Here is a 19,484-nt window from a genome sequence, read left to right as displayed (position 1 = left end):
GGATCAGAGCGGCGCCTGACCGACCGAGCGGCCGATCCCGGCGGGACGGGGCAGCGCGGCATGGGCGCGCGCAATCTCGGCCATCCGGCGGGCAACCTCCGGCCCGGGCTCGGAGGCCTGACGGGTCTCGAGGCTCACATGCACCAGCAATGCCTCTGCGGTCGCGATCTCGCGCCCCTCGGCGAACAGCCGGTGGAACAGATGGAGCTTGCGGCCTTCCGCGCCCAGGCACAGGCTCTCGACCCTGAGCGCCGCGCCGGGCTTTGCCTCGGCGAGATGGCGGATATGCGACTCGACGGTAAAAAACCCCGCCCCGCCCGCCACATAGGCCGCGTCGCAGCCCATCAGCTCGACCACCCGGTCGGTCGCATCCGAGAAGACCTGCATATAGCGCGCCTCGGTCATGTGGCCGTTATGGTCGATCCAGTCCAGCGGCACGGTTCGGGCCACGCTGCGGATCGGCCCGGCGATGTCCGCCTCGCCCTCCCCGAGCCCGGCGTCAAAGCCGCGCAGATGCGCGCCCGCCCCCCAGCCCGCCCATTTCAGCGCCCGGAGCACCGCGACGAGGTTCCTGTCGCGGACCTGTTCCAGCTCTTCGAGCGGCCGCCCGCCGGCCTGCGCCCCGGCCTGTTCGGCCACGGTCCGCGCCAGCGCCTCGGTCGCCTCGGGCATCTCGGTCAGATGGGTGCGCGGCAGATCGAGACCCGGCCCGATCCGCGACACCACCTTGTCGACCCCGGCGACACCTCCGGCCAGCAGCGCGGATTCGAACGGCCCCATCTGCGCCCAGTTGAGCCCGACCCCCATCCGCACCGCCTCGTCGATCTCGGCGGTGGTGGCGACCCCGTCATGCACGAGCCAGAGCGCCTCGCGCCAGACCGCCTCCATCAGCCGGTCGGCGATATGGCCGTCGATCTCGCGCCGGACCGGCAGCGGCATCATGCCGATGCCGCGCAGCACCAGATCGGCCCGCTCGCGCGCCCAGCCGGGCGCGTCCTCGGCCAGGACCAGCTCGACCAGCGGCAGCAGATAGACCGGGTTGAACGGATGCGCCACGACGATCTGGCAGCGCCGCGCACCCTGCCCGTAAAGCGCGGTCGGGGTAAAGCCCGCCGTCGAGGAGGCGATGATCGCCTCATCGGCGGCATGTTCCTGCACCTTCTGGTAAAGCGTGCGCTTGAGATCCAGCCGTTCGGGCACGCTTTCCTGGATCCAGCCCGCGCCCGATACCGCCTGCGAGATGGTGGCGACATGGACCACCTCGCCCTCGGCGGGCAGGGGCCGCTCCGACAGGCCGGGCAGCGCGCGGCGGGCATTGCCGAGCACCGTCGCCACGCGCGCGACGGCCGCCGGATCGGGGTCGAACACGCGCACAGACCAGCCCATCAGGGCAAAGCGCGCAGCCCAGCCCGCACCGGCAACCCCGGCGCCGAGAATGGCAACCGTGCCGGTCACGCCGCCCCGGCGGCCGATGCCCGGCCGCGACCTGTCCCGCTATTCGTCCGAAGGCACATGCTTTCCCCCAAGTCACAGCGCCCATAATGTCCTCCGTCCCCATCGGGGCAAGGGCCGGGCCGGATCGTTCGCGCGATGGATGCCGGGCGTGCCAGAGATGCAACGAATTGGCCCCGCTGTCCCGGCCGATCCGGCCGCGGCAGCCCTCAGAACGGCATCGGATAGGCCTTGTGCATCGCTGCGATCTCGGCCTGGATTTCGGGCGACAGGGTCAGATCGGCCGCGCCCAGGGCGGTCTCGAGCTGCGCGGTCGAGGTCGCGCCGATGATCGGGATCACCGGGAAGGGACGGCTGGCGACGAAGGCAATCGCCATCTGCACCGGGTCGAGCCCATGCGCCTTGGCGATCGCCAGATAGCCCGACACCGCCTCCCAGACCCGGGGCGTGATCCGTCCGCCAAGATCGGGGCTGCGCGACCGGCGCGAGCCGTCGGGCGTGACATCGCCCGCATATTTTCCGCTGAGAAGGCCGGTGGCAAGCGGGCTGTAGGCCAACAGCGGCAGGTTCTCGTTCACGCCGAGCTCGGCCAGGTCGGTGTCATAAAGCCGGCAGAGCAGCGAATATTCGTTCTGAAGCGTCCGGGCCCGCGGCAGACCCTTTTCGTCGGCCAGGCGCAGCCATTGCGCCATGCCCCAGGCGGTTTCGTTCGACAGCCCGAAATGGCGGATCTTGCCCGCCTTGACCAGTTCGTCGAGCGTTTCGAGCACCTCTTCCATATTGGCCAGCGTCGCGGCGCGGTCCTGATGCGAGGGGTCGTAGCGCCAGTTCTTGCGGAAATGGTAGGATCCGCGGTTCGGCCAGTGCAGCTGGTAGAGGTCGATATAATCGGTACGCAACCGCCGGAGCGAGCCCTCGACCGCCCTGAGCAGGGAGTCGCGGCAGACCGGCTCGCCCTCGCGCACCGTCTTCATGCCCTCGCCGGTCATCTTGGTGGCGACGATCCAGTCCTTGCGGCGGCCGGTATCCCGGAACCAGTTGCCGATGATCCGTTCAGTGCGGCCGACGGTTTCCGCGAGGACCGGCGCCACCGGATACATCTCGGCCGTGTCCATGAACTGCACGCCCCGTTCACAGGCAAGGTCGATCTGGGCATGTGCCTCATCCTGGTCGTTCTGGCTGCCCCAGGTCATCGTCCCCAGACACAGGCAGGACACTTCCAGCCCGGTACGACCCAGCGAAACTTTCCTCATGTTCTATCCCTCATTGCAGTCCGCACGAAAAGGTATCCCGAGGATGGGCCGGTGCAAGGCGGATTTGTTCTCGCCCATTCCGGTTCGCCCATCTGCTCGCCCCGCATGTCGGCCCCGCCAGGCGGATCCCCAGTCGGGGCGCCAGTCGGAGCACCAGTCGGTGCGCCGAAACGAGGCGACGGCGCGGGACGACAAAACGCGACGGCGACCTCGACAACCAACCGCCCTGACCGGAAACGCGAAGCCAGAAAACACGGGGCCAGAAAACGCGGGGCCCGGAAACGCGAGGCCGGTCCCCTTCCGGATACCGGCCTCCTTACACGGGCGAAGTCTAGCAGATCGTCCACCCGGGGAGGCGGGAAAAACATATAGAGAACATCTAAACAACAAGACGTAATGTCGAGGCACCCGATCAGGGCAGTCCCGGCACGGCCCGGCGGCCCTGTCCGGCCCGGGCAAAGCCGCGGCTGCGACCCAAAGGCACCCCCGCTTGCAAGGCCCCTCACCGCCCCCGATCTGAGGTGAGGACCGAGCCACAACCGGAGAAAAACAAATGGATATCCGCTTCGACGGCCAAACCGCGCTGATCACCGGTGCAAGCACCGGGATCGGAGCTGCCATCGCGCATGAACTCGCCGCCTCGGGGGCCACGGTCTGCCTGGCCGCGCGCACGGCCTCGAAGCTGACCCCCGTGGTCGAGGATATCGCCGCGGCGGGCGGCAAGGCCTATGCCATGCCCTGCGACGTGTCCGATCCGGGCGCCGTCGAGGCGCTGGTCGCGCGCACGGTCGAAACCACCGGCGGGCTGAACCTGCTGGTCAACAATGCCGGGATCTCGGGGCCTTCGGCCGATGCCGGTGCCTATCCGCTGGACGGCTGGCGCGAGGTCATCGACATCAACCTCAACGGCGTCTTCTACGGCCTGCGCTTCGGCCTGCCGGCGATCGAGGCCTCGGGCGGCGGGGCGGTGGTGAACATGAGTTCGATCCTCGGCAGCGTCGGCATGGCCACGGCACCCGCCTATGTGGCGGCCAAGCACGCGCTGCTGGGGCTGACGAAATCGGCGGCCCTGGCCTATGCCGAGCGCGGCATCCGCATCAACGCCGTCGGCCCCGCCTTCGTCAGGACGCCGATGATCGAGACCGGGCTCGACGCCGAAACCCAGGCGCGGGTGACGGCGCTCCATCCGGTCGGGCGGATGGGCCGGTCGGACGAGATCTCGGGGCTGGTGGCCTTCCTTCTGTCGGACCGCGCAAGCTTCATCACCGGCAGCTATCATCTCGCCGATGGCGGATATACCGCGCAATAGCGCCCCAAAGGCCGCGCCAGAGCCCCACGAGGCTCTGGCCCTCGGGCGCATGGCAGGATAAACGGGCCTCAAGATCCGGCAAGAAGGCAACGGCAGATGGCACGCATCCTGATCACCTCGGCGATCCCCTATATCAACGGGATCAAGCATCTGGGCAACCTCGTCGGAAGCCAGCTTCCGGCCGACCTCTATGCCCGCTACTGCCGCGCCCGCGGCCATGAGGTCATGTTCCTCTGCGCCACCGACGAGCATGGCACCCCCGCCGAGCTGGCCGCGGCCAAGGCCGGCAAGCCGGTGGCGGAGTATTGCGCCGAGATGCATGAGGTGCAGGCCGAGCTGGCCCGAGGCTTCCGGCTGTCCTTCGACCATTTCGGCCGCTCGTCGAGCCCGCAGAACCACAGGCTGACGCAGTATTTCGCGGGCCGGCTGGCCGAGAACGGCCTGATCGAGGAAGTCAGCGAGCGTCAGGTCTATTCCAATGCCGATGGCCGCTTCCTGCCCGACCGCTATATCGAGGGCACCTGCCCCAATTGCGGCTACGAGAAGGCCCGCGGCGATCAGTGCGAGAACTGCACCAAGCAGCTCGACCCGACCGACCTGATCGCGCCGCGCTCGGCGATCTCGGGCTCGACCGATCTGGAAGTGCGCGAGACCAAGCACCTGTATCTGCGCCAGTCGCAGATGCGCGACAAGCTCGAAGCCTGGATCGACGACAAGACCGACTGGCCGGTGCTGACCACCTCGATCGCCAAGAAATGGCTGAACGATGGCGACGGGCTGCAGGACCGGGGCATCACCCGCGATCTGAACTGGGGCATTCCGGTGAAGAAGGGCGAGGCGGACTGGCCCGGCATGGAGGGCAAGGTCTTCTATGTCTGGTTCGACGCGCCGATCGAATATATCGCGGCCTCGGCCGAATGGGCCGAGAAGAACGGCCGCCCCGAGGCCGACTGGCGGCGCTGGTGGCGGCTCGACGAGGGCGCGGAAGACGTGCGCTATGTCCAGTTCATGGGCAAGGACAACGTGCCCTTCCATACGCTGAGCTTCCCGGCGACGATCATGGGCTCGGGCGATCCCTGGAAGCTGGTGGATTACATCAAATCCTTCAACTACCTGAATTACGATGGCGGCCAGTTCTCGACCAGCCAGGGCCGGGGCGTGTTCATGGATCAGGCGCTGTCGATCCTTCCCGCCGATTACTGGCGCTGGTGGCTCTTGTCGCACGCCCCCGAGAATTCGGACAGCGAGTTCACTTGGGAGAATTTCCAGGCCTCTGTGAACAAGGACCTGGCCGATGTGCTGGGCAATTTCGTCAGCCGCGTGACCAAGTTCTGCCGCTCGAAATTCGGCGAGGCGGTGCCCGAGGGCGGCGCTTATGGCGACCGCGAGCAGGAGCTGAACGACGATCTCTATATCCGCATCCGCGCCTATGACGCGCATATGGAGGCGATGGAGATCCGCAAGGCCGCGGCCGAGCTGCGCGCGATCTGGGTCGCGGGCAATGAATATCTGCAGGAGGCGGCGCCCTGGTCGGTCTACAAGGAAGACCCGGACAAGGCCGCCGCGATCATCCGCTTCTCGCTGAACCTGATCCGGCTTTACGCGGTGCTGTCGGCGCCCTTCATTCCCGATGCCGCGAAGGCGATGATGGAGGCGATGGGCACCGAGGACGATACCTGGCCCACGCAGATGACCCATGCGATGGAGCGGCTGGCGCCGGGCCAGGCCTTCACCACGCCCGAGATGCTGTTTCGCAAGATCCTGGACGAGGAGCGCGAGGACTGGCAGGCGCGCTTTGCCGGCCAGCGGAGCTGAGCCCGGCCGGCCGCCTGTGGCAGCCGTCGCAAGACGGGTATTTGAGCCAAGAAGAAGAAGGGGCCGCGCGGGCCCCTTTTCATGTCCGGTCGCCGGAAGGAGTCAGGACGAGGGCAGGTGTCAGGACGAGGGCCGGACCACGTAGACCGAGCAGTCCGAATGGCGGACCACGCGAGCGGCGTTGGGGCCGAGCAGATAGTCGCTCAGCTCGGGCTTGTGGGCGCCGACCACGATCAGATCGCTGCCCGCCTCGCGGGCGGCATGCAGGATCTCTTCATAGGCCTTGCCGGTCAGGACGATATGGCGGACGGCGGCATTGGCCTCGGCCCCGATCACCTCGCTGACGAAATCGTTCAGCAGGCGCCGGGCGCGGGACAGCGCCTTGTCATGGTAGCTGCTGTCGAAGAACTGTCCGACGACGCTCATGCCGAAATCGGGCAGCACGGTGATGACGTCGAGCCGGGCGCCATCCATCGCCGCCAGCCGGGCGGCGACGGTCAGGACCTCGCGGTCATGTTCGGGCTGGCTGACATCGATGGCGCAGAGAATGGCACGGATCATGCGGGCACTCCTTCCCGTCGGGCGCGGGACCGTTGCAACCAGAACACGCCGCCCAGTAGCGCGAGCGCGGGCAGGAAGACAAGCTCCTGCGGCCATTGATGCTGCGGCACCCGCAGCGCGGTCAGCGTCACCGGGATGTCACCGTAGAAATCGAAGCCCTGCAATGTCTCGGCGAAGGGGGTGCCGAACATCGGCTCCTCCAGCACGACCTGCCCGTCGATCTCGTCGGGCAGAAGCCCGGTCGCGGCCATCCGGGCCGGGCCGCCCTGCTCGTCGCCGACGGTGACGACGAGCGTGGTCTCCTTGGGCTCGAGCGTGACGAAGTCGGGGCCCGCGACCCGCAGCCGGAGCGTATCGCCCGGCTCGGCCGCGGCGAGTGCCTGTTCGAAGCGGGCGGGCGGCAGATTGGCGAAGGGCGGCTGCAGCCGGTCCATCACGAAATCGGGCCGGAACAGCAGGAAGGAGATCGCGATCAGCGCGACGCTTTCATAGATCCGGCTGCGGGTGACGAACCAGCCCATGGTGCCCGCGGTGAAGACGAGGATCGCCACGGTCGAGACGATGAAGACGAGGATGCCCTGGGCCCAGGTCACGTCGATCAGCAGCAGGTCGGTGTTGAAGATGAAGACGAAAGGCAGCGCCACGGTGCGCAGCGAATAGAAGAAGGCGATGAAGCCGGTCCGGATCGCGTCGCCTCCCGACACTGCGGCGGCCGCGAAGGAGGCCAGCCCCACGGGGGGCGTCACATCGGCCATGATGCCGAAATAGAAGACGAAGAGATGCACCGCGATCAGCGGCACGATCAGGCCCGACTGGGCGCCGAGATGGACCACGACCCCCGCCATCAGAGAGCTGACGACGATGTAATTGGCGGTGGTGGGCAGGCCCATGCCCAGGATCAGCGACAGGAGGCCGACGAAGATCAGCATCAGGACGAGGTTGCCGCCCGAGACGAATTCGACGAGATCGGCCATCACCTGCCCGATGCCGGTCAGGGTGACGGTGCCGACGATGACGCCTGCGGTGGCGGTGGCAAGCCCGATGCCGATCATGTTGCGCGCGCCCGCGATCAGCCCCGAGACGAGATCGAGCCCGCCCTCGCGGGTCGAGGCCAGAAGCCCGCTGCCACCCCGGAACAGCGCCTTGAGCGGGCGCTGGGTGATCAGGATGACGAACAGCAGCGCGGTCGCCCAGAAGGCCGAGAGGCCCGGCGATTTCTGCTCGATCATCAGGAAATAGACGAGCACGACGATGGGCAGCAGGAAGTAGAGGCCCGACTTGTAGATCTCGGAAATGACGGGCAGTTTCACCTGCGCAGCATTGGGATCGTCGGGTTCGAGATCGGGCACGGTCGCAGCCAGCGCCAGCAGCGCCAGATAGGCCGCGAAGACCAGCACCGCCAGCACCCAGCCCGCGCCCTCGGGCAGGGCCGCGACGATCCAGCCGACCGGATATTGCACGCCATAGCACAGGAGCGCGAAGCCCGCGAAGAAGGCGAACATGCCGCCGACGGTGCGCCCGAGCGAGGTCACGCCATGGCCGAGGGTCGGCATGTTGCGCTTCACCGCCTCGAGATGGACGATATAGACCAGCGCGATGTAGGAGATCAGCGCCGGCAGGAAGGCATGGGTGATGACCTCGACATAGGAAATCCCCACATATTCGACCATCAGGAAGGCCGCGGCACCCATCACCGGCGGCATGATCTGGCCGTTGACCGAGCTTGCGACCTCGACCGAGCCCGCCTGTTCCGAGGTGAAGCCGACCCGTTTCATCAGCGGGATGGTGAAGGTGCCCGTGGTCACCACATTGGCGATCGACGAGCCCGAGATCAGCCCGGTCGCGGCCGAGCCCACCACCGCGGCCTTGGCCGGGCCGCCCCGAAGATGCCCAAGCGCGCCGAAGGCCATCTTGATGAAGTAGTTGCCTGCCCCCGCCTTCTCGAGCAGCGCGCCGAACAGCACGAAGAGGAAGACGAACTTGGTCGACACGCCCAGCGCGATGCCGAAGACGCCTTCGGAGGTGGTCCACATATGGCTCATGGCCTTTTGCAGGCTCGCGCCCTTCCAGCGGATCACCTCGGGCACCCAGGGCGCCGCGCCGAAGAAGACATAGACCAGAAAGATAGAGGCGATGATCGCCATGGCCGGGCCCAGCGCCCGGCGCGCCGCCTCGAACAGAAGCAGAAGCCCGACCAGCGCCACCCATTTGTCGGTATCGTCGGCCAGCCCGCCCGACTGCACGATCTTGTCATAGACGATGTAGCCGTAAAGCGCGATCAGCGCGCCCAGCACCGCGAAGGCCCAGTCCTGCAACGGGACCTTGCGGCGCGGGCTCGTGCGGAAGGCGGGATAGGCGCAGAAGGCCAGGAAGATCGCGAAGGCCAAATGGATCTGGCGCGAATTGTTCACGATGTCGCCGGGCAGGATGAGATTGGAAAGCGGCGAGGCCAGCACCACCTGAAACACCGACCACAACAGCGCGACCCCGGCCAGGAACAGCCCCACCGCCCCCGCCGGGCTGCGCGCGCCCGCATCCGAGGCGGCCACGAGATCCTGCAGTTCTTCCTCGCTGAGGGCGCGCCCCCCGGCTGCCTTGTCGGCCATCGCTCTGTCTCCCGGCTGGACCGCGCGCGTGACGCGGCCGTCATTATCCGGACGCTGTCGCCGCGCCCCTGGAGCGGACGGGCGCCACAGCGGCGCCCGTCCTTCTTTTGCCATAATGTACGCTGGGCTTAGTCGATCCAGCCTTTTTCGCGATAATAGCGCGCCGCACCGTCATGCAGCGGCACCGACAGGCCGTCCTTGATCATTTCTTCGGCCTTGAGATTGGCAAATGCCGGGTGAAGCGCCTTGAAGTCGTCCAGATTGTCGAAGACCGCCTTCACCAGCTGATAGACCGCCTCTTCCGAGACCGCGTCAGAGCTGACCAGCGTGGCGCCGACGCCGAAGGTCTCGGTATCCTCGTCATTGCCGCGATACATGCCGCCCGGAATGATCGCCTTGCGGTAATAGGAGTTTTCCTCGACCAGCTTGTCGATCTCGGGGCCCCGGATGTTGACGAGGACCGAGTCGCAGGCGGTGGTCGCCTCCTGGATCGCGCCCGAGGGATGGCCCACGGTATAGATCATCGCATCGATCTGGTTGTCGCAGAGCGCGGCCGACTGCTCGGCGGGCTTGAGCTCGGAGGCGAGGGCGAAATCATCCATGGTCCAGCCCTTGGCGGCCATCACCACTTCCATGTTGCCGCGCTGGCCCGAACCGGGATTGCCGATATTCACCCGCTTGCCCTTGAGATCGTCAAGCTCGCGGATGCCGGAATCGGCGCGGGCGACGACGGTGAAGGGCTCGGGATGCAGCGAGAAGACCGCGCGCAGCCCCTCGAACGGGCCGTCGCCCTCGAAGCTGGGCGAGCTGCCATGATAGGAGTGATACTGAAAGTCCGACTGGACGACGCCGAATTCCAGCTCGCCCGCGCGGATGGTCTTGAGGTTATAGACCGAGCCGCCGGTGGATTCGACCGAGCAGCGGATGCCATGATCCTTCCGGCCCTTGTTGACCAGACGGCAGATCGCGCCCCCGGTCGGGTAATAGACGCCGGTCACGCCGCCGGTGCCGATGGTGATGAAGTCCTCGGCATGGGCCGCAGGGGCGGCCATGGCCGTCAGCACCGCCGCGGCGGCTAGGGGTTTGAATGGAAAGGTCATTGAACACTCCTCGGTTGTTGTTCGGTCTTGTTATGATTGCCGGCACGATGATTGTCGGCACGGGCTGGGGCCGGGCTCAGCCGACCCAGAACTCCCCGAGCCGGTGGTTGCGGGTTTCGATCTTCTCGATCCGGGCCTTGGCCGCAGGCCCTGCCCGCGCCGCGAGCATGCCGATGACGGTTTCCAGAAAGACAAGGCTTGCGGCATAGGACGAGAAGAATTGCGGACTGTCGGAGGGTAGGATGAAGCCCGCATCGGCCGATTTCAGCGCCGGGCAGGCATGGGTGTCGGTCACCACCATGACGAAGGCGCCGCGCTCCTGCCCCATCTCGGCGGCAAGGACGGCGCGGCGGGCATGCGGCGGCTTGGTCAGGACAACCAGCGCATCCTTTGGGCCGAGATCGGCCAGCGACGAGGCCAGCGAGGTCCCCATCCCCGCCGCGATCGACCAGTTGGGGGCGAAGTAACTGCCGAGATAGGCCATGTATTCGACGATGCCGGTCGAGCCCAGCGCCCCGAACAGCGTCACATGCCGCGCCCGGTGCAGCCGCTCGACCGCCGCTTCCAGCCGGTCCGGATCGACCAGCCGGGTCGCGGCCTCGAGATTGGCCATGCAGGCCCCGGAATGGCGCAGCAGGAAAGGCGGTTGTTCGCCCTGCCCGGCCTCTGCCTGCAACCGGCGGACCTTTTCCGACAGGCTGACATAGCGCTGGCCGACCGCGCGTCGCGACAGCTCGCGCATCTCCTCGTAACTGGCAAATCCCAGCGCCCGGGCCAGCCGCGAGAAGGTCGCGGGCGAGAGGCCCGAAGAGGCCGAGACCGAGCGCAACGAGCGGCTGGCCACATCGACCGGATGCGCCGCGACATAGTCGGCCGCATCGCGCAGCCTGGCGCTGAGCGCGTCATAACCCGACGCGATCCTGTCCTCGATCGATGGCTGGTCCGACATTGCCCCCCTTGATCCTGGCGTCCCGTCCCCTGCCCCGGTCATGATCGGGTCCTGATCAGACCCTGATCCGGGCCCGGCACCGGACGCCTCCCGGATTCGATGAGACATAAGGGTCTCAGCCGTTTTACAGATTGTCAATTCCTGAAACGTCTGTTGCAGTTCCGCTTCGTCTGTCGCCCGTTGCGACTCGTCTGCCAGGGCTGTTCCATGTCTCATATCTTTCCCCGCAACTCCCGCGCCGCACTTCCCGTGATCGACCGCGGCGAGGGCGTCTATCTCTTCGACACGACCGGCAAGCGCTATCTCGACGCCTCGGGCGGCGCCGCGGTCTCCTGCCTCGGGCATTCCGACCGGGCGGTGACAGAGGCGATCAAGGCCCAGCTCGACCGGGTCGCCTTCGCCCATACCGGCTTTTTCACTTCCGAGCCCGCCGAGCGGCTGGCCGATCTGCTGGTGGCCCATGCACCCGAGGGCATCGCGCGGGTCTGGCTGGTCTCGGGCGGGTCCGAGGCGATGGAGGCGGCGCTGAAGCTCGCCCGGCAATACATGCTGGAAAGCGGCCAGCCCGGGCGGCACCGGGTGATCGCGCGGCGCCAGAGCTATCATGGCAACACGCTGGGGGCGCTGGCGACCGGCGGCAACATGTGGCGCCGCACCCCCTTCGCGCCGCTTCTGATCGAGACCTCGCATATCGCGCCCTGCTATGCCTATCGCGGGCGGGCCGAGGGCGAGAGCGAGGCGGCCTATGGCCGGCGCGTGGCCGACGAGTTGGAGACCGAGATAGAGCGGCTCGGCCCCGAGACGGTGATGGCCTTCGTCGCCGAACCGGTGGTCGGCGCGACGCTGGGCGCGGTGCCTGCGGTGCCGGGCTATTTCCGCCGCATCCGCGAGATCTGCGACCGCCACGGTGTGCTGCTGATCCTTGACGAGGTGATGTGCGGCATGGGCCGGACCGGCACGCTGTTCGCCTGCGAGGCGGATGGCGTCGCCCCTGACATCACCGCCATCGCCAAGGGGCTGGGCGCTGGCTATCAGCCGGTGGGCGCGATGCTCTGCACCGCCCGCATCCATGACACCATCGCGGCGGGCAGCGGCTTCTTCCAGCACGGCCATACCTATATGGGCCATCCCACCGCCGCTGCCGCCGCGCTGGCGGTCGTCACCCGGCTGACCGCGGACGGGCTGGTCGACCGGGCACGGGTCATGGGCGACAAGCTCGACGCGGCCCTGCGCGCGACCCTTGGCGATCATCCCCATGTCGGCGACATCCGCGGTCGCGGCCTGTTCCGCGGCATAGAACTGGTCGAGGACCGCGCCACCCGGCGTCCCTTCGACCCCGGGCGCAAGCTGCATGCCCAGCTGAAGGCCGCCGCCTTCGAGGCCGGGCTGATCTGCTATCCGATGGGCGGCACCCTTGACGGGCGGCGGGGAGACCACATTCTTCTGGCCCCGCCCTTCATCATAGACGATAGCCATGTCTCTGAAATCACGGAAAAGTTGCAATTTGTGCTCGCAGCCCTGCGGTGAGCCGCCGCGCCTGCCCCCCTACCCCGAAGACGCGCTTGAACTTCGGCGCATTCTGATCTTCACCGATGCAGCAAACAAGAACCGGGCGGCGCGGCCGCCCGGGAGCGACGGCTTGGGCCGCCCCCCCTGAGAGGAATTCCGTCCGATGCCCGGCCCGACAAGTTTCGATGAGTTGACGGTCACAGGGACCGGAGACGGGATCGGGACAGAGCTTACCCGTCTGATCGACACGCGGAGAGAGCCGATGAGCCAAGGCGGCGCTGCCCGGCATTTCGGCGATGGTGGCCGTGCCGATCCCCCCTGCCGCCCCCTTTTGGCGGGCAGCGATCCGGACAGGCCGCCGCGCGACGGATATGCGCTCGGCTCCCGAGCCCAGGAACGGGGCGATGGCAAGGGCGCCGCCGGGCTCCGGCCCGGCCGCGAACCGATCCGCCCTCTGCCCGGACGGCGCCCGGCGCTGCGATGCGATCCCTGCGACCATGTCGACCGCCCGCTCCGGTCGCCTGCGCTGCGCGAGCTGCCGAAAGCGCAGGCCCTGCGGGCCGACGCGCCGGGTCCGCAAGTCCTGCCTTCGAGGGCCGCGGCCGGGCCGGAGGGCCGGGACACCCCTTGCCGCCCGACAAGACCGGCGGCCGGGTGTCTTAGCCTCGCCCGGCCCGCAGTCAGCAAGATCGCCCGATCCAAGGCCCAGTCCAGCGCCCGGTCCAGCGCCTGTGCCGCGACCTTCCCGCCGGACTGGCACAGGAAATGCCCCGGAGACCGCCCCGGCAGTACCGTCGAGCGCCGGCCGTCGTCGCGAGAAAATAGCGACACTGCCTTCTGCGCGGACAGCAGGCGCCATCGCCCCTCTGCGCCGGCGCGCCCCGCCACCACGAGCCAGAGCGCCCCTGCCGCAACTCCAGGCATCGGGATCAGCTCCGGCCGCAGCCAGGGCCTCTCGCAGCGGATCGCATGCCGGATCGCCGGAGCGGACATTGCTCCCTTTCCGGCGCGGCCTCCCCTGCGCCAGGCCGTGACTGAAGGCATCGCGATGCCGCCACGTTCCGGCCCCGCTTCCGCGCGGCATATCCATGACATTGCCTGCATGCGGGACATTCCGCGCAGGCCGTGCGCCGCGGCAGAGCCGCTATGCATCTCCTCTCCGCCGCGCGACGCGATGGCCGATATCCTCCTCGGCCATGGCACCCGCGCCGCCGGGACCGAAGGAAAGAGCTTTGCCCCGGCGGAAACCGGCCGGGACCTAACCTGCGGCCACGGGCGCCCCTATACGCCCGGACCGTTTTCTCCGAAGACCGGCCCCCGGCACGCGGAAACGTTGCGGGGGGCTGCTCCTTTGACAACGGAAGACCCCCCCGATGACCATATTGACCTGCATCTCCCCGATTGACGGATCGGTCCTGGCCGAACGCGTCACGCTTACGCCAGAGGCGGCGCGCGAAGCGGTGGCGCGCGCCCGCGCAGCGCAGGCCGGATGGGCCGCGCGCCCGCTTTCCGAGCGGATCGCGCTGGTGCTCGACGCCGTCGCCAATATCGGCGCCATGAATGACGAGATCGTCCCCGAGCTTGCCCGGCAGATGGGACGCCCGATCCGCTATGGCGGCGAGTTCCGCGGCTTCGAGGAGCGCGCGACATACATGGCCGGGATCGCCGAGACCGCGCTGGCGCCGATCGCGGCCGAGGACAGCGGCAGCTTCAAGCGCTACATCTCGCGCGACCCGCATGGCGTGGTGCTGGTGATCGCGCCCTGGAACTACCCCTACATGACCGCGATCAACACCATCGCGCCGGCCCTGATCGCGGGCAATGTGGTGATGCTGAAACATGCGACCCAGACGCTGCTGGTGGGCGAGCGGATGGCGCGCGCCTTCCATGCCGCGGGCGTGCCCGAGGACGTGTTCCAGAACGTCTTTCTCGATCATGGCACCGCCTCGGCCCTGATCTCGGAACGCGCCTTCGACTTCGTCAACTTCACCGGCTCGGTCGCGGGCGGGCGGGCCATCGAGCGCGCGGCCGCCGGCACCTTCACGCCGCTGGGGCTGGAACTCGGCGGCAAGGATCCGGGCTATGTGCTCGAGGATGCCAATCTCGACATGGCCGTCGAGGTGCTGATCGACGGAGCGATGTTCAATTCGGGCCAGTGCTGCTGCGGGATCGAGCGGATCTATGTCGCCGAAAGCCTGTATGACCGCTTCCTCGAGAAGGCGGTGAAACTGGTCGAGGGCTACCGGCTGGGCGACCCGCTCGATCCCGAGACCACCATCGGGCCGATGGCGCAGGCGCGCTTTGCCGATCACGTCCGCGCCCAGACCGCCGAGGCGGTGGCCTCGGGGGCGCAGGCGATGATCGACCCCGCGCTCTTCCCGCAGGATGGCGGTACCTATCTGATGCCGCAGATCCTGACCGGGGTGACGCATGAGATGCGGGTGATGCGCGAGGAAAGCTTCGGCCCCGTGGTCGGCATCCTGCCGGTCAGGGATGACGAAGAGGCGATCCGGCTGATGAATGACAGCGATTACGGGCTGACCTGCTCGATCTGGACCAATGACGTCACGCGGGCCGAGCGGATCGGCCAGAGGATCGAGACCGGCACCGTCTTCCTGAACCGCGCCGACTATCTCGACCCGGCGCTGTGCTGGACCGGCTGCAAGGATACCGGTCGCGGCGGCGGGCTGTCGGTGATCGGCTATCAGAATCTGACCCGTCCGAAATCCTATCACCTCAGAAAGCTCTGACGGCGGGCCGAACACCGCCCGGCCCCGTCCCGCCGCAGCCGGACAGGGGCCGGCCCGCAACCTCGGTATCGCCAGGGGCGCGGAGCCGGATCGCAGGGGCCTTGCCGGAAACGGGGCCAGCCCCCGAACGGGAAAGCCCTCGCGTCCGCCTCCGGAGATCGCAGGGGAGCCCCCCGCCCGCTCTGCGGCCCCGACGGCGGAGGCATCCATGGTGGGACCGAGAAGCTCGGCCCGGAGGGTCGCCTCGATGGCGGGCCGGCGCCGGGCTCTGCGACAGGTCGGGGATACCCGCGACGCTCGCCCGCGCGCCGATGCCCCGGCCCAGGCGGGGCCGGGCCTGACCGGCACCGGCGCGGAGATCGGCCGCGCCGGTGTGAAAGCCGGTTCCGCCCCCCCCGAGACGAGGATCATCCGCGATCCGAAAGGGCTGCCGGCCCCAGGATCTCCGCGTCCGGGGATTTCTGCGCCCGCGATGCGCGAGACGACCACCGCAGTCGGCGGCATGGCAGCCCTCACCCGGCATCGCAGGGACGCGCCCCGGGCGGGAATGCGGGGCGCGTCCCCGTTCCGGAGGCGCGGAAAGCCCCAAGCGGGCGGGCCATCCGGCCGGAATGCCCCCAAGCCCCCCAACCGGCAACCGGCCGGAACACTGCCACCGGCCCCGGCAGGACGGCCCGAATGTTGCACGCCACGCGGCATTCTCCGCCCCGGGCCCCGTGAGAGCACCCAAAATCAAAAGGACCGCAGAAAGGACGCAAGGATCAACCGGCGACGGATCGGGGCGGCGGCGGCGGCGAGAGGATGCCCGGACGACGCCATGCGGCCCATCCGCAAGGCGCATGAGCGCTTTCATGCGCCTGATCGCGGGACCGAATGCCCGGACCGGAAGGAAGATGCCAGGCGGGATCCTCGGGATGATGGGAATGCTCTTCCGGCCTTCGCGGTCGAAGACCTTTACCCGCCGGCGCTCCAACGGCCGGAAATGGCCCGCTTCGCGATGGTGGCCTTTTGCATCATGGGCCGCTCCTGTTCGATCCGGCTGCATACGCCCCTGCGGATCGACCCGTCCTGAGGCCGCTGGCCGGTCGGCACGCGGGCCGCGCCGGGAAATTTCCCGGTCTGGTCCCGATCTTCTTTCGGGCTTTCTGCCTCATGCTGTGCCCGACAGCCGATCCGTTCGCTGAGATAGGGCAGGCACGCCCTGCCCGCCTGAGGCCCGGCTCCATGGCCGGTCAAGAGCCGTCATGAAACGGGCCCTTGCTCATGATCCAACAGGCCAGATACGAGCCGTTCGCGGACCTCGCCCCAACCCAAAGCGAGGCGCCTTGCCCCGTCCTCCACGCCGCTCGCATTCCTGATCGTCGCCTCGATGCCTATGACCGGGCAAGCGGGGCGTGGCGACGCTGGCGCTTCGGGGGGACGAGCGGGGGTCGGCCATGCCGTTCCCGGCGAGGCTGTGGCTGACGAGAGGGTCTCCGCTCCCGATGATGTTCCTCTTCATGGGCTTCATGGGCGATGTCCTCGGGAGGACCGCACTCACGACCCTTGCCGGATGCTCCATGCCTGGCAGTGCCGGACGGGCGGACCATCGACGACAAGCGGGTGCCGGTCCCGGGCCGCGGCCTGCCATACCGGCGTCATGCGCAAGGACGGCCTGCTGGAACCACGCGACCGCCCGCTTGCCGTCAGCACAAGCCTGCATGCCATTGGCCCCTGACCGGACGAGCCTAAGCAAGGAAGTGCCGGCACGGCACGGGCTGCGCGCAGGAACCGGCCCCGGAACCTTCGATCCGCTCATGCGGCGGCCTTGCCGGGACAGCGCCCTCTGCTCTGGCACTGCCAGTGTCGTTCGGACGCGGGCTGCCAGCATCGGTCGCGAGCCGGGTGAGAGCGCCCGGGCCGGGCCTCTCGTCGGCCATCTTGCCGCCATAAAGACTGTCGAGCGCCGGGCGTCCGCGACGCCGGTTGCAGAGGGTCTCTGCCGTCCGGCCACGCCGCATTGGATCGCACCGCCCGATATCGGAAATAACCGCAGCCTCGGCCAGCCCGGCGCCTGCGGCGATGTGCAGGGCGATGTGCTGGCCGAAACGGGCACGGATCGCGGGCCTTTCCGGCCCGGCAGGCGACGGCGCCGCAATGCCGGTCCCGCCTGGCATCCCGGGCGCGGCGGGAATGAAACAGCCGGACGGACCGCGCGGAGCCTCGGGCCAGACCGGGAAGGACAAGGCGTCGGTCTGCGCGCGACCGCAATGCAGGTCCGACGCGCGGCCCGACCGACGGTCAGCCTGCGGTCCGGCCGGAAGCCCTGCCCGAGAGCCGGGTCGAGGGCCTGACGGGGGCGGCGGCGGGGCGGCGACGGCCTCGGCGCAGTCATGGCGCTGGCTCTGCAACATCCTTTCGACTCCCTGAGGTTTCCTCGTCGAGTCGAACCTGCCCGCATCCCGTCAAAGGTAAACAAACCCTTTACGAAGCCGCGAAACCCGGCCGGATCGAAAGACCGGCGACCCGCCGATGTCAGTCGCGCCAGCCGGTCATCCGGCTCAGGGTCATGTCGCAGACCTCGGCCTGCATCCGCGCCAGCCGCTCGGCCTCATCGCGACAGGCCGCGACCGTCTCACCCAGATAGTCCCCCTGCCAGTCGGTCAGGCTTTCGGGGGTGCGGCAGGCGGCGAGGCGCTGCATCGCATCGGCATTGCGCCGGGCCTCGTCCCGCGCGAAGGCCGCCATTTCGCTGCCGGTGCGGCGGACATGATCGGCCATGGTCGCCCCGACCCAGGCCATCATGCCCCAGCCTTCGGCCTGGGCGCGCAGGGCCGCCTCGAGCGCGGCGGCGGCAGAGGGCGTCACGGGGGTCTTGGACATGATGGGAGCCTCGCAAGCGGACCACGGATACGGATCTTAAAATAGGAAAAAGGCGGCCGCAGGTCAAAGCCCTGCGCAAGGCCCGGCAAGTGACGCGACAAGCAGGCGCCCCGGCCGTCAGGCGATGCGGGCGCCCTGCACCCAGGCGCCGCGCACCACCGGAGCACCGCCGATCCGCGCTACCCGGATCAGATCGGCCCGCGCCTCCGGCGCGATCCGGCCGCGATCGCCAAGCCCCACCGCATCGGCGGGCGCCTGGGTGACGGTGGCAATGCCGCGCGCGAGATCGCCCCAGAGATCGCCAAGCCGGAGCGCCCCCATCAGAAGCGCCGAGGGCACGTAGTCCGAGGACAGGATGTCGAGAAGACCTTGCCCGGCCAGCTCGGCCGCCGCCACATTCCCGGAATGCGAGCCCCCACGGATCAGGTTCGGCGCGCCCATCATCACCGCGATGCCTTCGGCCCGGCAGGCCTCGGCCGCCTCGAGCGTGGTCGGAAACTCGGCCAGACGGATGCCCTGAGCCGCCGAAACCGCGACATGGTCGGCGGTGGTGTCGTCATGGCTGGCCAGGATCGCGCCGAAGCGGCGGGCCTCGGCCAGGGCCAGGACCTCGTGCCGGGCGCCATTCCGCGCGCGCAGCTGTTTCAGCCCGGCGACATGGTCCCTGAACTCGGCCTCGGTGAAATTGTGCTTGCCCATCACATAGGCCTTGAGCCGGGCCTCGTCGCGGAACTGGCGCTGGCCCGGGGTGTGATCCATCAGGCTGACGATACCGACCCGGTCCTCGGGACCGAAGACCGCCATTTCCTCGGGCAACGTCTCGGAACAGATCTCGGCGCGCAGATGCAGGAAATGGCTGATCCGGAGCGCGCCGCGGGCCCGCAGCTCGAGCAGTTCCGAGGCAAGCCCGCGCGCATAGGGGCGGTAACGCGCCTTGCCGGACGGTATGGAGCCCACCCGCATCGCGTCGAAGACGGTGGTGATGCCGACGCCCGCCAGCTCGGCATCATGCGCGACGATGGCGCTGGCATGGGGCCAGTCGACGGCCGGACGCGGCTGGATATGGCGTTCGAGATTGTCGGTATGCAGCTCGATCAGCCCCGGCATCACCAGATCGCCGCCGCAATCGATGGCCCCGGCAGGCACCGCCGGGCCGGTATCGATGGCGGCGATCCTGCCCCCGGCGATCCGGACCGACCCGACCCGGATGTCATCGGGCAGGACCAGCGTGGCATTGGCGAGAACCGTCTCGGCAGTCGGGAGCATCGGCGCCTCCTTATTGATGCGCGGCGTGAATTGGGGCAGGACAATAACGGGA

At 68.3% G+C, this 19,484-nt stretch carries 12 protein-coding genes; 4 read left to right on the top strand and 8 right to left on the bottom strand.

From position 1 onward, the window contains the following. Positions 1 to 3 precede the first annotated feature (3 nt). Together ACK8CO_RS17530 and ACK8CO_RS17525 are read right to left on the bottom strand one after the other, a co-directional pair. Positions 4 to 1,455, bottom strand: coding sequence for a 3-hydroxyacyl-CoA dehydrogenase NAD-binding domain-containing protein (locus ACK8CO_RS17530; protein WP_414897466.1), 1,452 nt, complete (start codon positions 1,453 to 1,455; stop codon positions 4 to 6). Between the two features lie 206 nt (positions 1,456 to 1,661). Continuing rightward, positions 1,662 to 2,705 carry an aldo/keto reductase gene (locus ACK8CO_RS17525; RefSeq protein ID WP_080616666.1) on the bottom strand — a complete coding sequence of 348 codons (1,044 nt, stop codon included), beginning with the start codon at positions 2,703 to 2,705 and terminating at the stop codon, positions 1,662 to 1,664. 553 nt (positions 2,706 to 3,258) lie between these two features. Here ACK8CO_RS17525 and ACK8CO_RS17520 point away from each other — a divergent pair. Further along, a complete protein-coding gene (locus tag ACK8CO_RS17520; protein ID WP_414897465.1) occupies positions 3,259 to 4,014 on the top strand; it encodes an SDR family NAD(P)-dependent oxidoreductase in 756 nt (251 codons plus the stop codon). 96 nt (positions 4,015 to 4,110) lie between these two features. After that, the gene (gene metG / locus ACK8CO_RS17515) at positions 4,111 to 5,829 is read left to right on the top strand and encodes a methionine--tRNA ligase (protein WP_080616668.1); all 1,719 of its coding nucleotides are present in this window, start codon (positions 4,111 to 4,113) and stop codon (positions 5,827 to 5,829) included. Positions 5,830 to 5,949: 120 nt separating this feature from the next. Here metG and ACK8CO_RS17510 read toward each other — a convergent pair whose 3' ends face one another. The 4 genes from ACK8CO_RS17510 to ACK8CO_RS17495 all read right to left on the bottom strand — a co-directional run bounded on the left by ACK8CO_RS17510 (position 5,950) and on the right by ACK8CO_RS17495 (position 11,045). After that, positions 5,950 to 6,390, bottom strand: coding sequence for a universal stress protein (locus ACK8CO_RS17510; RefSeq protein ID WP_080616669.1), 441 nt, complete (start codon positions 6,388 to 6,390; stop codon positions 5,950 to 5,952). After that, the gene (locus ACK8CO_RS17505; protein ID WP_414897464.1) at positions 6,387 to 8,996 is read right to left on the bottom strand and encodes a TRAP transporter permease; all 2,610 of its coding nucleotides are present in this window, start codon (positions 8,994 to 8,996) and stop codon (positions 6,387 to 6,389) included. The genes ACK8CO_RS17510 and ACK8CO_RS17505 overlap by 4 nt, the downstream gene beginning before the upstream one ends. 128 nt (positions 8,997 to 9,124) lie before the next feature. Continuing rightward, positions 9,125 to 10,096, bottom strand: a complete 972-nt coding sequence (locus ACK8CO_RS17500) for a TAXI family TRAP transporter solute-binding subunit (protein ID WP_080616671.1) — start codon at positions 10,094 to 10,096, stop codon at positions 9,125 to 9,127. Between the two features lie 76 nt (positions 10,097 to 10,172). Continuing rightward, positions 10,173 to 11,045 carry a MurR/RpiR family transcriptional regulator gene (locus tag ACK8CO_RS17495; protein WP_080616672.1) on the bottom strand — a complete coding sequence of 291 codons (873 nt, stop codon included), beginning with the start codon at positions 11,043 to 11,045 and terminating at the stop codon, positions 10,173 to 10,175. Positions 11,046 to 11,252: 207 nt separating this feature from the next. Here ACK8CO_RS17495 and ACK8CO_RS17490 point away from each other — a divergent pair, with 207 nt between their 5' ends. Then, positions 11,253 to 12,572, top strand: coding sequence for an aspartate aminotransferase family protein (locus tag ACK8CO_RS17490; protein WP_414897463.1), 1,320 nt, complete (start codon positions 11,253 to 11,255; stop codon positions 12,570 to 12,572). A 1,355-nt stretch (positions 12,573 to 13,927) separates the two neighbouring features. Then, positions 13,928 to 15,304 carry an aldehyde dehydrogenase family protein gene (locus ACK8CO_RS17485; RefSeq protein ID WP_080616674.1) on the top strand — a complete coding sequence of 459 codons (1,377 nt, stop codon included), beginning with the start codon at positions 13,928 to 13,930 and terminating at the stop codon, positions 15,302 to 15,304. A 2,514-nt stretch (positions 15,305 to 17,818) separates the two neighbouring features. On the opposite strand, the gene ACK8CO_RS17480 is transcribed toward ACK8CO_RS17485, so the two are convergent. Then, on the bottom strand, positions 17,819 to 18,166 hold the full coding sequence (locus ACK8CO_RS17480; RefSeq protein WP_080616677.1) for a phasin family protein: 348 nt from the start codon (positions 18,164 to 18,166) through the stop codon (positions 17,819 to 17,821). A gap of 117 nt (positions 18,167 to 18,283) precedes the next feature. Continuing rightward, complete coding sequence (locus ACK8CO_RS17475) at positions 18,284 to 19,432, bottom strand: alpha-D-ribose 1-methylphosphonate 5-triphosphate diphosphatase (protein WP_414897462.1); 1,149 nt, start codon at positions 19,430 to 19,432, stop codon at positions 18,284 to 18,286. Positions 19,433 to 19,484 lie beyond the last annotated feature (52 nt).

Origin of the sequence: Rhodovulum sp. HP10 (genome assembly GCF_047553435.1) — a bacterium.
In the GTDB taxonomy this organism is placed as follows: Bacteria; Pseudomonadota; Alphaproteobacteria; order Rhodobacterales; family Rhodobacteraceae; genus Rhodovulum.
The sequence above is the reverse complement of the archived record's forward strand: the minus strand, read 5'-3'. Positions and strand labels throughout refer to the sequence as shown.